The organism is Pseudomonas sp. Lb2C2 (assembly GCF_052112205.1).
Lineage (GTDB): Bacteria > Pseudomonadota > Gammaproteobacteria > Pseudomonadales > Pseudomonadaceae > Aquipseudomonas > Aquipseudomonas kilonensis.
In genome coordinates this window covers 133609-149424 of sequence record NZ_JAUTYW010000002.1, presented here as the reverse complement: position 1 = coordinate 149424, position 15816 = coordinate 133609, and the positions used below count along the sequence as shown (strand labels likewise).

14 protein-coding genes are annotated in these 15816 nt (G+C 60.2%); 2 read left to right on the top strand and 12 right to left on the bottom strand.

All coding sequences use genetic code 11. The annotated features are described in order from the left end of the window. The 8 genes from Q7F16_RS04900 to grpE form a co-directional block, all read right to left on the bottom strand. The gene (locus tag Q7F16_RS04900) at window positions 1-405 is read right to left on the bottom strand and encodes an MFS transporter (protein WP_079301758.1); all 405 of its coding nucleotides are present in this window, start codon (window positions 403-405) and stop codon (window positions 1-3) included. 28 nt (window positions 406-433) lie between these two features. Beyond that, entirely contained in the window at window positions 434-910 is a 477-nt protein-coding gene (greA, locus tag Q7F16_RS04895) for a transcription elongation factor GreA (RefSeq protein WP_027911987.1), read from the bottom strand. 2 nt (window positions 911-912) lie between these two features. Next, the gene (carB, locus tag Q7F16_RS04890; RefSeq protein WP_003197699.1) at window positions 913-4134 is read right to left on the bottom strand and encodes a carbamoyl-phosphate synthase large subunit; all 3222 of its coding nucleotides are present in this window, start codon (window positions 4132-4134) and stop codon (window positions 913-915) included. A gap of 105 nt (window positions 4135-4239) precedes the next feature. Next, a complete protein-coding gene (gene carA / locus Q7F16_RS04885) occupies window positions 4240-5376 on the bottom strand; it encodes a glutamine-hydrolyzing carbamoyl-phosphate synthase small subunit (protein WP_409555978.1) in 1137 nt (378 codons plus the stop codon). 255 nt (window positions 5377-5631) lie between these two features. Next, on the bottom strand, window positions 5632-6438 hold the full coding sequence (gene dapB, locus Q7F16_RS04880; RefSeq protein WP_014336570.1) for a 4-hydroxy-tetrahydrodipicolinate reductase: 807 nt from the start codon (window positions 6436-6438) through the stop codon (window positions 5632-5634). A gap of 9 nt (window positions 6439-6447) precedes the next feature. Next, window positions 6448-7572 (bottom strand): molecular chaperone DnaJ, encoded by a 1125-nt coding sequence (gene dnaJ / locus Q7F16_RS04875; RefSeq protein WP_014336569.1) that lies wholly within the window; start codon window positions 7570-7572, stop codon window positions 6448-6450. A 321-nt stretch (window positions 7573-7893) separates the two neighbouring features. Further along, entirely contained in the window at window positions 7894-9810 is a 1917-nt protein-coding gene (gene dnaK, locus Q7F16_RS04870; RefSeq protein ID WP_025211778.1) for a molecular chaperone DnaK, read from the bottom strand. Between the two features lie 101 nt (window positions 9811-9911). Further along, on the bottom strand, window positions 9912-10478 hold the full coding sequence (gene grpE, locus Q7F16_RS04865; RefSeq protein ID WP_014336567.1) for a nucleotide exchange factor GrpE: 567 nt from the start codon (window positions 10476-10478) through the stop codon (window positions 9912-9914). A 241-nt stretch (window positions 10479-10719) separates the two neighbouring features. On the opposite strand from grpE, the gene recN reads away from it, so the two are divergent. After that, entirely contained in the window at window positions 10720-12393 is a 1674-nt protein-coding gene (gene recN / locus Q7F16_RS04860) for a DNA repair protein RecN (RefSeq protein ID WP_409555979.1), read from the top strand. Between the two features lie 75 nt (window positions 12394-12468). Here the strand turns inward: recN and fur are convergent, their stop codons facing one another. Then, window positions 12469-12873: a ferric iron uptake transcriptional regulator gene (fur, locus tag Q7F16_RS04855; protein WP_003197684.1), complete on the bottom strand. Its 405-nt coding sequence runs from the start codon at window positions 12871-12873 to the stop codon at window positions 12469-12471. 97 nt (window positions 12874-12970) lie between these two features. Between fur and Q7F16_RS04850 the strand changes: the two genes are divergently transcribed. After that, window positions 12971-13498: an outer membrane protein assembly factor BamE gene (locus Q7F16_RS04850; protein WP_046063142.1), complete on the top strand. Its 528-nt coding sequence runs from the start codon at window positions 12971-12973 to the stop codon at window positions 13496-13498. 59 nt (window positions 13499-13557) lie between these two features. Here Q7F16_RS04850 and Q7F16_RS04845 read toward each other — a convergent pair whose 3' ends face one another. Genes Q7F16_RS04845 through Q7F16_RS04835 form a run of 3 tightly spaced genes read right to left on the bottom strand, consistent with a single transcriptional unit; the run spans window position 13558 to window position 15711 of the window. Then, window positions 13558-13860 (bottom strand): RnfH family protein, encoded by a 303-nt coding sequence (locus tag Q7F16_RS04845; RefSeq protein ID WP_046063141.1) that lies wholly within the window; start codon window positions 13858-13860, stop codon window positions 13558-13560. Beyond that, a complete protein-coding gene (locus Q7F16_RS04840; protein ID WP_014336563.1) occupies window positions 13857-14300 on the bottom strand; it encodes a type II toxin-antitoxin system RatA family toxin in 444 nt (147 codons plus the stop codon). Before Q7F16_RS04840 ends, Q7F16_RS04845 begins: the two co-directional genes overlap by 4 nt. A gap of 7 nt (window positions 14301-14307) precedes the next feature. Further along, on the bottom strand, window positions 14308-15711 hold the full coding sequence (locus tag Q7F16_RS04835) for a sodium-dependent transporter (RefSeq protein ID WP_409555980.1): 1404 nt from the start codon (window positions 15709-15711) through the stop codon (window positions 14308-14310). Window positions 15712-15816: the final 105 nt, after the last annotated feature.

The window sequence follows — 15816 nt, the reverse complement described above, 5'->3', positions numbered from 1 at the left end:
TCAAGGGTGTGCCTCGCACACCCTGCCGCTCCAGCCGGGAACCGGCTGTAACACCAGCACCAATCCGGAAAAACCCAGCACCAGGTAACTGAATACCTGCCACTGGCTCGCATCCGGCCAGCCGAGACGCACCGCGAAGAACATCCCGCACGCGTACAACGACATGAGCAACAATTGCCCACGAATGTCGCGCCATAGACTGGCAAGGCCCTCGGCCTGAACCAGCACCAAAGCCTGAAACATTACGCACGCCGCGGAAAAACCCACCAGCAGCGCCGTCAGCATGCCTGCGATTTCATCGATGAGCAGCGGTGCCAGGCCGACTCGACCCAGCACCGGCAGCAAACCGACGTGCAACAACCAGACGCCGCCCACCCACAACATCTGGGTGAGCTGCCAGATCATGGCGCCCGCTCGCAGCGGGCGCCTTCGTTCAGATGTGACGGACTTCGACAATCTCATACTCGATGACACCACCTGGCGTCTTCACCACCACCACATCGCCCTCTTCCTTGGCAATCAAGGCGCGAGCGATGGGCGAACCAACGGAGATCTTGCCGAGCTTGATGTCTGCCTCGTCCTCACCCACGATCTGGTAAGTGACGCTTTCATCGGTCTCGACGTTGGCGATTTCCACGGTAGTGCCAAAGATCACCTTGCCGGTGTGCGGGATCGTCGTAACATCGATGATCACCGCATTCTGCATGCGACCTTCGATATCACGGACACGCGCCTCGACCATCCCCTGCTCCTCTCGAGCAGCGTGGTATTCGGCGTTCTCCTTGAGATCGCCCAGCTCACGCGCTTCACCGATAGCCTGGCTCAAGCGCGGGCGCTCGACCTTGGTCAGGAAAGCGTGCTCTTCTTCCAGGGCCTTCGCGCCCTGAACTGTCATCGGGTACTTGGTTATGCTCATGCCTTCAATCCTGCATGTAGATCCTGCAAGCGACGCACGGTCTTCTCGGGACCGAACTTGAGCGCTTCGCAGATCGCTTCGCCCGCAGCAATGGTCGTGGTGCAGTAGATCTTGTGCTGCAGCGCATTGCGACGAATGGAGTAGGAGTCGGCGATCGACTGGCGACCTTCGGTGGTGTTGATGATCAGCGTGACTTCGTCATTCTTGATCATGTCGACCACGTGCGGACGCCCCTCGGTCACCTTGTTCACGCGGCGCACTTTCAGGCCTGCCGCTTCGATCAGCCTGGCAGTACCGGCAGTAGCGACCACTTCGAAGCCCAAGTTGATCAGATCACGGGCCACGCCTGCAACCAGTGGCTTGTCGTCATCACGCACACTGATGAACGCCGTGCCGCCAGTCGGCAAGACTTCGCTGGCGCCCATCTGGGCCTTGGCGAAGGCTTCACCGAAGGTATCGCCCACACCCATCACTTCACCGGTGGACTTCATCTCAGGGCCGAGGATCGGATCGACGCCAGGGAACTTGGCGAACGGGAACACCGCCTCTTTCACGCTGTAGAAGTTCGGAATGATTTCCTTGGTGAAATTCAGTTCCTTCAGGGTTTTGCCAGCCATGACCCGAGCAGCGATCATCGCCAGGGAAACACCGATGCACTTGGAGACGAACGGTACGGTCCGGGAAGCGCGCGGGTTGACTTCGATGACGTAGATGTCTTCGCCCTGCAGGGCCAGTTGCACGTTCATCAGGCCGATAACGCCCAGCTCCAGGGCCATTTTCTTGACCTGCTCGCGCATCTCGTCCTGGATGTGCGCCGGCAGCGAGTAAGGCGGCAGCGAGCAAGCGGAGTCACCGGAGTGAACGCCCGCTTGTTCGATGTGCTGCATGATCGCGCCGATCACCACATCCTTGCCGTCGCTGACCGCGTCCACGTCCATTTCGATGGCGCAGTTGAGGAAGTGGTCCAGCAGCACCGGGCTGTCGTTGGAGACCTGGACCGCTTCACGCAGATAGCGCTTGAGCTCGTCTTCTTGATAGACGATTTCCATCGCACGGCCGCCCAGTACATAGGACGGACGCACCACCAGCGGGTAACCGATCTTGGCGGCGGCACGAATCGCTTCGTCTTCGCTGCGCACGGTGGCGTTTGGCGGCTGGCGCAGGTTCAGGCGCTCGACCATCTGCTGGAAGCGCTCACGGTCTTCGGCGCGGTCGATCGCATCCGGGCTGGTGCCGATGATCGGCACGCCAGCGGCTTCAAGGGCGCGCGCCAGCTTCAGCGGAGTCTGGCCGCCGTACTGGACGATCACGCCTTTCGGCTTCTCGACGCGGACGATTTCCAGCACGTCTTCCAGGGTCACTGGCTCGAAGTACAAGCGATCGGAGGTGTCGTAGTCGGTGGACACGGTTTCCGGGTTGCAGTTGACCATGATGGTCTCGTAACCGTCGTCGCGCAGGGCCAGTGCCGCGTGTACGCAGCAGTAGTCGAACTCGATGCCTTGGCCGATCCGGTTAGGGCCGCCACCCAGGATCATGATCTTGTCGCGGGTCGATGGCGCGGCTTCGCACTCTTCTTCGTACGTGGAGTACAGGTAGGCGGTGTCGGTGGCGAACTCGGCCGCGCAGGTGTCGACGCGCTTGTAGACCGGGAACACTTCCAGCTTGTGGCGATGCGCGCGCAGGCTCTTCTCGGTCACACCCAGCAACTTGGCCAGGCGCATATCGGAGAAGCCTTTGCGCTTGAGGCGGAACATCATGTCGCGGTCGATGCTGGACATGCCCAGGGTCTTGACCTTCTCTTCTTCCTTGATCAGATCTTCGATCTGCACCAGGAACCAAGGGTCGATCATGTTCATGCCGAAGATCTGCTCGACGGTCATGCCGGCACGGAAGGCGTCGGCCACGTACCAGATACGCTCGGCGCCCGGCACGGTCAGCTCGCGCTTGAGCACGCTCATGCTTTCCGGGTCGGCCAGGTCCAGCTTCGGATCGAGACCGCAGACACCCACTTCCAGGCCGCGAAGGGCTTTCTGCAAGGATTCCTGGAAGGTCCGGCCGATGGCCATGACTTCACCGACCGACTTCATTTGAGTCGTCAGGCGGGCGTCAGCCTTGGCGAACTTCTCGAAGGCAAAGCGTGGCAGCTTGGTGACGACGTAGTCGATGGACGGTTCGAAGGACGCCGGGGTCTTGCCGCCGGTGATGTCGTTCGACAGCTCGTCCAGGGTGTAGCCTACGGCCAGCTTGGCAGCGACCTTGGCGATCGGGAAACCGGTGGCCTTGGAAGCCAGGGCCGACGAACGGGATACCCGCGGGTTCATCTCGATGACCACCATGCGACCGGTGTTCGGGCAGATGCCGAACTGGACGTTGGAGCCGCCGGTTTCCACGCCGATCTCGCGCAGCACCGCCAGGGAGGCGTTACGCAGGATCTGGTATTCCTTGTCGGTCAGGGTCTGGGCTGGTGCGACGGTGATCGAGTCACCGGTGTGCACGCCCATCGGGTCGAAGTTCTCGATGGAGCAGACGATGATGCAGTTGTCCTTTTTGTCGCGGACAACTTCCATTTCATATTCTTTCCAGCCGATCAGGGATTCGTCGATCAGCAGTTCCTTGGTCGGCGACAAGTCGAGACCACGGGCGCAGATTTCTTCGAACTCTTCACGGTTGTAGGCGATGCCGCCACCGGTGCCGCCCATGGTGAAGGAAGGACGGATGATGCACGGGAAGCCGAGGCGCTCCAGGACGGCGTTGGCCTCTTCCATGCTGTGGGCGATGCCCGAGCGTGGGCAGTCCAGGCCGATGGATTTCATCGCCTTGTCGAAGCGCGAACGGTCTTCGGCCTTGTCGATGGTGTCGGCGTTGGCGCCGATCATTTCCACACCGAACTTCTCGAGGACGCCTTCGCGTTCCAGGTCCAGGGCGCAGTTCAGCGCGGTCTGGCCGCCCATGGTCGGCAGCAGCGCGTCCGGGCGCTCCTTCTCGATGATCTTGGCAACGGTCTGCCACTTGATCGGCTCGATGTAGGTGGCGTCGGCCATGGCCGGGTCGGTCATGATGGTGGCCGGGTTGGAGTTCACCAGGATGACGCGGTAGCCCTCTTCGCGCAGGGCTTTACAGGCCTGGGCGCCGGAGTAGTCGAATTCGCAGGCCTGGCCGATCACGATCGGGCCAGCGCCGAGAATCAGGATGCTTTTTATGTCTGTACGTTTTGGCATGGGTTTGTCACTCAAATCCGCAGGTCAGTCGGCTAGGCCGTCGAACAATCTTTGAAGCGCCCGAAGGGGCCGCCGCGCTCGGGGCCGCCCTCGGGCTTCTCGCGGTCAGCGTCGCTTGGCCATCTCGTTGATGAAGCGATCGAACAGCGGAGCCACATCGTTCGGGCCCGGGCTGGCTTCAGGGTGGCCCTGGAAGCTGAACGCGCTCTTGTCGGTACGCTCGATACCTTGCAGCGTGCCGTCGAACAGCGACTTGTGAATCGCGCGCACGTTGGCCGGCAGGGTGGCTTCGTCCACCGCGAAACCGTGGTTCTGGCTGGTGATCATCACCACGCCGGTGTCCAGGTCCTGCACGGGGTGGTTGGCACCGTGGTGGCCGTGGCCCATCTTCAAGGTCTTGGCGCCCGAAGCCAGAGCCAGCAACTGGTGACCGAGGCAGATACCGAATACCGGGATCTCGGTTTCCAGCACGTCCTTGATCGCCTGGATCGCGTAGTCGCAAGGCTCCGGGTCACCCGGGCCGTTGGACAGGAACACACCGTCGGGCTTGAGGGCCAGGACGTCGGCAGCCGGGGTTTGGGCCGGCACCACCGTGACGCGGCAACCACGCTCGACCAGCATGCGCAGGATGTTCAGCTTGACGCCGTAGTCGTAGGCCACGACGTGGTAAGGCAGCTCGGAAGCCTCGATCGTCGCGTGACTGTCGGTCTTCAGGTCCCAGACCGTGGAGCGCCATTCGTACTGCTTCTTGGTGCTGACGACTTTCGCCAGGTCCATGCCCTTGAGGCCAGGGAAGCCCTGGGCAGCGGCGATGGCGGCCTCTTCGGAAATGTTGTCGCCGGCCATGATGCAGCCGTTCTGCGCGCCTTTTTCCCGAAGGATGCGGGTCAGGCGACGGGTGTCGATACCGGCGATCGCCACGACGTTGTTGGCTTTCAGGTAGTCGGACAGGGGCATCGTGTTACGCCAGTTGCTCGCTACCAGCGGCAAGTCACGGATGACCAGGCCGGCGGACCAGACACGATCAGACTCGGCGTCTTCCGGCGTGGTGCCGGTGTTGCCGATGTGCGGGTAAGTCAGGGTAACGATTTGTTGGGCGTAGGAAGGATCGGTAAGAATTTCCTGATAGCCGGTCATTGCGGTGTTAAACACCACCTCACCAACGGTCTGACCGTCGGCTCCAATGGCTTCGCCGCGAAAAATGCTGCCATCAGCAAGGGCGAGTATGGCTGGCTTAGTCAAGAAGACCTCCCGTAAATAAAGCCTGAAAGGGCGATCGCAGGTTGTAAAAAAGCGGAGTGACGTATGGACACGTCACCCCGCTTGTTCACTGAATTATTCTGCGCGCTTTTAGTGGACACACTAAAGCTGTAGCTTACAGAAAAAGGCTTTTTTGGTCCACCGCTAATGAGCCTTAAAGGCAGGGGAATGCGACAGGACGTCGCGAAGCGGTGTAAAACGGGGCCCAGTATAACCTGAACCCCGCACTTAAGGGCATCAACGCAGGTCGAGAACGTCCTGCATATCGTACAAACCGGGCTCGCGGCCATCCAGCCACAGCGCGGCACGTACGGCACCCTTGGCGAAAGTCATCCGACTCGATGCCTTGTGGGTGATCTCCAGGCGCTCGCCTTCAGTGGCGAACAGCACGGTGTGGTCACCCACCACATCACCGCCGCGCACAGTGGCGAAACCGATGGTGCTGCGCTCACGCGCACCGGTGTGCCCCTGGCGCCCATACACGGCCACTTCCTGCAGATCGCGACCCAGCGCATCGGCAATCACTTCGCCCATGCGCAAGGCCGTTCCCGAAGGCGCGTCGATCTTGTGCCGATGATGCGCCTCGATGATTTCGATATCCGCATCGTCACCCAAGACCCGGGCCGCCATGTCCAGCAGCTTCAGCGACAGGTTCACGCCCACGCTGAAGTTCGCGGCGAACACGATCGGAATGTCTTTGCCCGCATCGGCCAGCAATTGCTTCTGCGCAGCATCCAGCCCCGTCGTGCCGATCACCATGGCCTTGCCGTGCTTGCGGCAGATCGCGAGGTTTTTCAGCATCACGTCCGGCAGGGTGAAATCGATCAGCACATCGAACTCGTCAAGCACCTTCTCCAGGCCGCCGGACATCGGCACGCCGATACGCCCCAGCGAGGCCAGCTCGCCAGCATCGGCGCCCACCAGCGTACTGTCGGGCCGCACGATGGCCGCCGTCAGGCCAGAGAGCGGCGAGCGCTGCTGCACCGCCTCGACCAGCGCCTTGCCCATGCGCCCCGCAGCGCCCATCACAGCTATACGTCGCATGCGAACTCCTTACAGGTCGCCGAAGAAGCGTTTCACGCCTTCGAACCAACCGGTGGTTTTCGGGGAGTGGCTGTTGTCATCCGCCAGCGAGTTGCGGAACTCCTCCAACAGCTCACGCTGACGCCGCCCCAGGTTGACCGGAGTCTCTACCGCCACACGGCACATCAGGTCGCCCGCACCACCGCCACGCACTGGCGCGACGCCTTTGCCACGGATCCGGAACTGCTTGCCGGTCTGCGTGCCCTCGGGGATTTTCAGCTTGACGCGACCGTCGAGGGTCGGGATCTCAAGCTCGCCACCCAAGGCCGCATCGACGAAGCTGATCGGCACTTCGCAGAACAGGTGCTTGCCGTCGCGCTGGAAAATCGCATGCTCGCGCACATTGATGACCACATACAGGTCGCCCGTCGGGCCGCCCTGGGCACCCGCCTCGCCTTCGCCGGACAGGCGAATGCGGTCACCGGTGTCGACACCGGCCGGCACTTTGACCGACAGCGTCTTGTACTCTTCGACACGCCCCTCGCCGTGGCAGGAGTCGCACGGGTCGGAAATGATCTTGCCTTGGCCATGGCAACGCGGGCAGGTCTGCTGCACCGAGAAGAAGCCCTGCTGCATGCGAACCTGGCCAATACCGCCGCAGGTCGGGCAGGTCACGGGCGAGGAGCCCTTCTTGGCGCCCGAGCCATCGCACGGTTTGCAATTGACCAGTGTCGGAACACGGATATTGACGGTGGTACCGCGCACCGCTTCTTCCAGGTTCAACTCCAGCGTGTAGCGCAGGTCACTGCCACGCTGGGCGCCACCACGGGCACCGCCGCGACCACCACCGAAGAAATCGCTGAACACATCACCGAAAATATCGGAGAAGTTCTGGCCGCCAAAACCGGCACCGCCGCCGCCCATGCTCGGGTCGACGCCGGCATGCCCGTACTGGTCGTACGCCGCGCGCTTGCTCGAATCAGACAGTACTTCGTAAGCCTCGTTGGCTTCCTTGAACATCTCTTCCGACGCTTTATCGTCGGGATTACGGTCCGGGTGGTGCTTCATCGCCAGGCGACGATAGGCCTTTTTCAGGTCTGCCTCGCTGGCCCCCCGCTCGACACCCAATACTTCGTAAAAGTCACGCTTTGCCATTGGTCTTTGCACTCTCATGGACGTCCGGCAAACCTCTCCTGAACCTTGCCAAACTCGTTGAGCCCCAATACAGGCCCGGACCCAACTCACGTCAATTCAACGATCCTGGTCATATTTCTTTCAGCCAGGGACCCGGCCAAAACGCGGTGCATGTCGCTCGGAAAGCAGGAGCATTCCCGAACACACCGCCAGCACCCGAACACTGTCGCATGCTGTAAAAATTCATTAGCTCCAGACACGCCAACGCGGGAGCAAGCTCCCGCGCGGCGACATCCTACCAGCCACCGCACAAATGCAGTCAACCGGCCGACCAACAAGCGATTACTTGTGGTCTTTCACTTCTTCGAACTCGGCGTCAACGACGTCGTCGGCTTTCTCGGCCGATTCGCCCTGCGCAGCCGCGCCCTCGGCAGGCTGAGCCTGCTCGGCGTACATCTTCTGAGCCACTGGCGCGGAGACCTTGGACAGCTCTTCGATCTTCGCCTCGATGGCCGCCTTGTCGTCGCCTTTTACAGCAGCTTCCAGGGCAACCACGGCCGCTTCGATGGCGGTTTTCTCTTCCGCAGTCACTTTTTCGCCAGCATCAGCGATCATCTTGCGGGTCGAGTGCACCAAGGCATCGCCCTGGTTGCGAGCGCTGGCCAGCTCTTCGAACTTGCGGTCTTCCTCGGCGTTGACTTCAGCATCGCGAACCATCTGCTGAATTTCTTCCTCGGACAGACCGGAGTTGGCCTTGATCACGATCGACTGAGTCTTGCCGGTAGCCTTGTCTTTCGCGCCGACGTGCAGGATGCCGTTGGCGTCGATGTCGAAGGTCACTTCGATTTGTGGCACGCCACGTGGTGCTGGTGGAATCTCGGCCAGGTCGAACTTGCCCAGGGACTTGTTCTGTGCGGCTTGCTTACGCTCACCTTGCAGTACGTGAATGGTCACTGCGCCCTGGTTGTCGTCAGCCGTCGAGAACACTTGGGATTTCTTGGTAGGAATCGTGGTGTTTTTCTCGATCAGCGCGGTCATCACGCCGCCCATGGTTTCGATACCCAGGGTCAGCGGGCTGACGTCGAGCAGCAGAACGTCTTTCACGTCACCAGCCAATACCGCGCCCTGGATAGCAGCACCCATGGCAACAGCTTCGTCAGGGTTTACGTCTTTCCGTGCTTCTTTACCGAAGAAATCGGTCACCAGCTTCTGAACCAGTGGCATACGGGTCTGACCGCCAACCAGGATCACGTCGTTGATCGCACCAACGTCGATACCGGCGTCTTTCATGGCGATGCGGCAAGGTTCGATGGTGCGCTGAACCAGGTCTTCCACCAGCGCTTCGAGCTTGGCGCGGGAGATTTTTACGTTCAGGTGCTTAGGACCGGTGGCGTCTGCAGTGATGTACGGCAGGTTCACGTCGGTCGACTGGCTCGAGGACAGTTCGATCTTGGCTTTTTCAGCGGCTTCTTTCAGGCGCTGCATGGCCAGCGGGTCACCCTTGAGGTTCATGCCGCTTTCTTTCTTGAACTCGTCGACGAGGTAGTCGATCAGGCGAATGTCGAAGTCTTCACCACCGAGGAACGTGTCACCGTTGGTTGCCAGCACTTCGAACTGATGCTCGCCATCGACTTCAGCGATCTCGATCACGGAGACGTCGAAGGTACCGCCACCCAGGTCGTAAACGATCACGGTGTGATCGCCCTTGGCCTTGTCCATACCGTAGGCCAGAGCGGCTGCGGTTGGTTCGTTGATGATACGTTTTACGTCCAGGCCCGCGATGCGGCCGGCGTCTTTGGTCGCCTGGCGCTGGCTGTCGTTGAAATAGGCAGGAACAGTGATGACCGCTTCAGTCACCGCTTCGCCGAGGTAATCTTCGGCGGTTTTCTTCATTTTCTTGAGGATTTCAGCCGAGATCTGTGGCGGTGCCATTTTCTGGCCGTTCACTTCAACCCAGGCGTCGCCGTTGTCAGCCTTGGCGATTTTGTAAGGCACCATCTTGATGTCTTTCTGGACGACTTCTTCGTCGAACTTGCGACCGATCAGACGCTTCACCGCGTACAGGGTGTTATGCGGATTGGTCACTGCCTGACGCTTGGCCGACTGGCCAACCAGAATCTCGCCATCATTGGCGTAAGCGATGATCGACGGCGTGGTACGCGCGCCTTCAGCGTTTTCGATGACTTTGGCCTTGCCGTTTTCCAGCACGGAGACGCACGAGTTGGTGGTCCCCAGGTCGATACCGATAATCTTGCCCATGTTAACTCTCCCGGAACTTGGATTTGGTTGCCGCAGCAGTGGTGGCTAACTGCGGTAGCACTTAAACGCTTGACATATAGATGGGGCCGCTACGACCGATTTCAAGCCTGCTCATCAATAGAAGGCGAAACCGGCGCTGGCGCCTTGCTGACCACGACCATGGCCGGGCGCAGCAGGCGACCGTTGAGCAGATAGCCCTTCTGGAAAACCTTCAGCACACTGTTTGGCTCGACGTCGGCACTTTCCTGCATCGCCATGGCCTGGTGATGCTCGGCGTTGAACGGTTCGCCATGCGGATCAAGGGTTTCGAGCTGATAACGCTTGAGAGTGTCCTGGAACATTTTCAGGGTCAGCTCGATGCCTTCACGCATCGGACGAATGTTTTCGTCATCCGGGTTGGACAGCTCAAGGCCGCGCTCCAGGCTGTCGATGATCGGCAGCAAGTCGCCGGCGAAACGCTCCAGGGCGAATTTATGAGCTTTCTCTACATCTTGCTCGGCGCGACGGCGGACATTCTGCAGGTCGGCTGCTACACGCAACGCCTGATCCTGCGCACCGGCCAGTTGCTCCTCGAGCACTTGTACACGTGCAGCCAGGTCTTCACCGGAAACCTGGGAAGCCTGATTGGCGTCTAGATTTTGCGTGTCCTGCGTCTGTTCGTCAGCCATAGATTTCTCCTCTCAACTTCGTCCGCGAGCTCAACTCGCGCTTCTGCCCCGGTATATGGGGTCGGGTTTTGCAGCTTCAAGGGCTATCTGACGAATTAACCTTACAAAAAACAGCTGCATAACCATTCCTCGCAGCGCTAAGAAAATCATCTGCCCAAGCAAATCGAGCTAAGCGAGGGCATTGTCAGGCCGAAACAAAACACTGTATAAATAACCAGACCTAAAGCCTGGGAGCGGCCTTATGCTGGTGCACCTGTCCGTACACAACTACGCCATCGTCGAACACCTCGACCTCGAACTCGATCGAGGCATGAGTGTGATCACCGGTGAAACCGGCGCAGGCAAGTCGATCATGCTCGATGCCCTGGGCCTGACGCTGGGCGATCGCGCCGACAGTGGCGTGGTGCGCCCCGGAGCGGACAAGGCCGACATCCTGGCGACGTTCGACCTGGTCGACATCCCCGAGGCCAGCGCCTGGCTGACCGAACGCGACCTGGACACCGACGGCCTGTGCATCCTGCGCCGGGTCATCACCGCCGAAGGCCGCTCCCGAGGCTACATCAACGGCACGCCCTGCCCCTTGGGCGATCTCAAGGCCCTCGGCGAGCTGCTGATCGACATTCACAGCCAGCATGAACACCAATCCCTGCTCAAGACCGACACCCATCGCCGCCTGCTGGATGAATACGCCGGCGCCACGGACCTGGCCCGGCAAGTCCACCTGGCTGCCCAACGCTGGCGCCAGACCCGGCAGGAACTGGATCGACTCTCCAATTCCGGCGACGAACAGCGCGCCCGCCACCAGTTGTTGAGCTACCAGCTCGAAGAGCTGGAGAACCTGGCCCTGGGTGAAAATGAACTGGAAGAACTGGAACAGGAACACAAGAACCTGACCAACGCCGAAACCCTGCTGGGCATCTGCCGCCAGGTGGTCGAACAATGCAGCGAGAGCGATTCGGGCAATGTCCTCAATGCACTGACAGCGAGCCTGAACCGACTCTCCAGCGTGAACAATTCGGTGGGCGCCTTGAACGAAGCGACCAACCTGCTGACCAGCGCGCAGATCCAGGTCGAAGAGGCCGTCGGGGAGCTAAACCGGTTCCTCGATCATTTCGATGCCGACCCGGCCCGCCTGCAATACCTGGAAGAGCGCCTGGACAGCATCTATACACTGGCGCGCAAGCATCGTATCCAGCCAACCGACGTTGCCGAACTCCAGCAGCGGCTGCTGGAAGAACTGGAAACCCTGAACGCCAACGATGAGTCCATCGAGCGCCTGGGGGACGAACTGGCGTCTTATGCCCGTCATTACCAGGAAAAGGCCAGGGAGCTCAGTGAATTGCGGCAGCATGCCGCAACAGGGCTGGCCAGCGCCGTGGAGCAGGAGATCCAGCGCCTGGGCATGCCGGGCGGGCGCTTCACCATCGAATTGCGCCCCAACGCTGGCGACGAGCTCCAACCCAATGGGCTGGAACAGGTGGAATTGCTGGTCAGCGCCAACCCCGGACAACCGCTCAAAGGCTTGGCCAAAGTCGCCTCCGGCGGTGAGTTGTCGCGAATCAGCCTGGCCATCCAGGTCATCACCGCACAAACCTCTCGCGTGCCGACACTGGTATTCGACGAAGTGGACGTGGGTATCGGTGGCCCAACTGCAGAAATTGTCGGCCAGTTGCTGCGCCGGCTGGGGGAACGCGGCCAGGTGCTGACCGTCACTCACCTGCCTCAGGTCGCCGCCCAGGGACACCAGCATTTATTTGTGCACAAGGTGCGCGGCGAGGACGCGACTCGTACCGCCGTGTCCAAGCTCAACAAAAACGAGCGCGTGGAAGAAGTGGCACGAATGCTCGGGGGCATCGACCTCACCAAGGAATCCCTGGCCCACGCGAAAAAAATGGTCGTTACCGCGAAAATCTGAGAACAGCAGAAAGCACGAAGGCGACCCTGGGGTCGCCTTCGTTCGTTTCGCGAACCTTAAGTCCGCGCGACATGCTTACTTTTTCTTGCGTACGTACAGCACAAGATTGTGATCAACCATCTCGAAGCCATACTTGTCGACGATTGCTTTCTGCAGCCGCTCGATTTCTTCGTCGAAGAATTCGATCACTTCACTGGTCTCGACGTTGACCATATGGTCGTGATGCTTGCCGTCGTCCAGCTCGAAGACCGCATGGCCTCCGTCGAAGTTGTGTCGCACCACAAGGCCAGCTGCCTCGAACTGGGTCAGAACACGGTAAACCGTGGCCAGACCGACGTCCTCACCAGCCTCCATAAGCGCCTTGTAGACATCTTCAGCACTCATGTGGCGTTGCTCGGCGGAATCGAGCATTTGTAGAATCTTGACCCGTGGCAGGGTCACTTTGAGGCCGGCTTTGCGTAGTTCGCTATTTTCAACCATGGTCAGCTTTCTCGCGATGCTGCTTCGCAGCTTCTCTTAATGCGGGTATGATCGGCGTTTACGTTGTCCCAGCCAAGATAGTGGAAGTCGCCCACCGATGCAAAACACCAAGCTCTTGCTAACCAGTTTCACCTTTGTGGGACTGCTCGCACTCGCCGGTTGTTCATTCCCCGGGGTTTACAAAATCGACATCCAGCAGGGCAATGTCGTCACGCAGGACATGATAGACCAGTTACGCCCGGGAATGACCCGCCGGCAAGTACGGTTTATCATGGGCAACCCCCTGCTGACCGACACGTTCCATGCCGATCGCTGGGATTACCTGTACAGCTTGCAGCCAGGCGGCGGTGAGCGCCAGCAGGAACGCATCAGCGTTATCTTCAGCCCTGACGACCAACTCGTCAGCCTGTCGGGTGACTTCATGCCTGGCGTGAGCCGTGACGAGGCCATCATGGGCAAGGACAGCGGCACCACCGTTACCGACCCGGCCCAGAATGCCGAACAGCCGAAACCGGAAAAACCGGTCAAGCCAGGTTCGCTGCTGGACCAGATCCAAAAGGACGTGGACCAGGTCGAGACTGTACCCGTCCCGACGCCAGAGCCTCTGGATACCTCGCCGCAATAAATCGCGACAATAAAAAACCCGGCATGCCGGGTTTTTTATCGCCTGCCATTCCGGCCAGGTTATTGCTCCAATTGGCGCGCCTGGGCAGCCTTGGCCGCGCGCAGGCGCCGAATTTCCTTCGGATCGGCCAACAACGGGCGATAAATCTCCAGTCGATCAGCCGCCTGCACCACCTGGCGCTCTGGATCGGCAACCTGCTTGCCAAAAATCCCCACCGGGCAAGTCGCCAGATCCAGTTCCGGGAATGCATCGGCAATCCCCGAGGCCACCAGCGCTGCGCGAACACTGGTGCCTTCCTGCACCACGCATGCGCGCAAGACTTGGCGATCCACCGCGGCATACACCACTTCTATCTCAATCAACGCTTGAGCTCTGCATTCTGCTTGGCCCGCTGGCAGAACGCGTCGACCAGGGTATTGGCAGCCTGATTGAACAGCGGCCCCAGCGTCGCCCGCACCAGTGGGCCGGCGTAGTCGAACGACAGGTCCAGGCTGATCTTGCAGGCCTTCTCACCCAGCGGCTTGAACACCCAGACACCGTGGAGCTGATTGAAAGGCCCTTCTTCCAGGTTCATCTCGATGGAATGCCCCGGCACCAGCGTATTGCGCGTGACGAAGCGCTGACTCAAGCCACTCTTGGCAATGTTGAGGCTGGCGCGCATATGAGTTTCGGAACTCTCCAGCACCTCCGCCGATGAGCACCATGGCAAGAACTCCGGGTAGCTCGCCACATCGTTGACCAGGTCATACAGCGCCTGCGCCGGATAGGGCAGCAAGGCCGAGCGTTGAATATGTGTCGTCATGTAAGCGTCACTTCCACAGCTGGGCGGCAAACACTACAAGAATGCCGATGGGCGCCACGTAGCGCATCAAGAACAGGCTCAAACCAAACAATACCGGGCTGCGCAGCGACAGTTCATCACGCACTGCTTCACGCCCCATGATCCATCCTGCAAACACTACGAAACACAAACCACCCAATGGCAGCATGATCCGCGAGGTGAAGAAATCAATCACGCCGAAGAAATCCAGCCCTCCGGTTGCGCCCCACTGGTAGAGATGGAACAGCCCGCCTTCGTTCACGAAAAACTTCGCTTGCTTCCATATATTGAAGGAGAACACCGTGCCCAGGCCGACAAACCAACAGGTGAAAGCCAGCCAGAAGGTTACCCAGGCACGACTGAGCCGGGTCCGTTCAACCAGGTAAGCCACCATGGGTTCCAACAGGGAGATGGCCGAACTCCAGGCCGCGATGGCCACCAGGAGGAAAAACACCACGCCCATTACCTGACCGAACGCCATGCTGCCGAAGGCAAAGGGCAGGCTGACGAACATCAACCCGGGCCCCTCACTGGGGTTCAGGCCAGCGGCGAACACAATCGGAAACAATGCCACCCCCGCCAACAGCGACACGAAGGTATCCAACAGCGCGACGCCGACAACGGTCCGGGTCAGGGATGCATTCTTGGGCATGTAGGCGCCGTAGATCATGATCGAACCAACCCCGACGCTGAGGGAGAAAAACGCATGCCCCATGGCCGGTAGCAGGCCATCCATGACTTTCTCAGGCTTGAAGTCGAACATGAAATGCACGCCTTCCATGAAGTGCCCGGTGGTCATGCTGTAGCCCAGCAACACCAGGATCATCACGAACAGCAACGGCATCATGATCCGCAGGCTGCGCTCAAGCCCGGCCACCACGCCCCGGGCAATCACCACCGCCGAGAGCACCATGAAGATCGTGTGCCAGAGGGTCAGCCGCCAGGGATCGGCGATCACATTGCCGAAGTAGGCGCCCACCTGATCCGGCGTGGCCCCTTGGAAATCCCCGCGGCCCATGTCGATGATGTAGTCCAGCGACCAGCCACCGACCACGCTATAGAAAGACAGGATCAACAGCGCCGTGATCATTCCGGCGAAGGCGCCCCACGACCACTTGGGCGAATGCCCTGCTTCCACCGCCAGCACCTTCAGGGCATTGGCCGGGCTTTGCCGGGCACGACGACCGATCAGGGTTTCGGCCAGCATCACCGGTGCGCCGATGAGCGCAATGCACGCCAGGAACATCAATACGAAGGCACCGCCACCGTAGACGCCGACCATGTAGGGGAATTTCCAGATACTGCCCAGCCCCACCGCCGAACCGGTTGCAGCGAATATAAAGACCCAGCGGCTAGCCCAACTGCCGTGGACAGAAACCTTGTCTGTCGACATCGTGATCACGCCCAAGCGTTCGAAAAAGAGGCCGCATTGTCCGGGATTCACTCAACGTGCTCAAGCACGCAGCTTCACCGTAGCCGACACGCACGCAACTGCCTA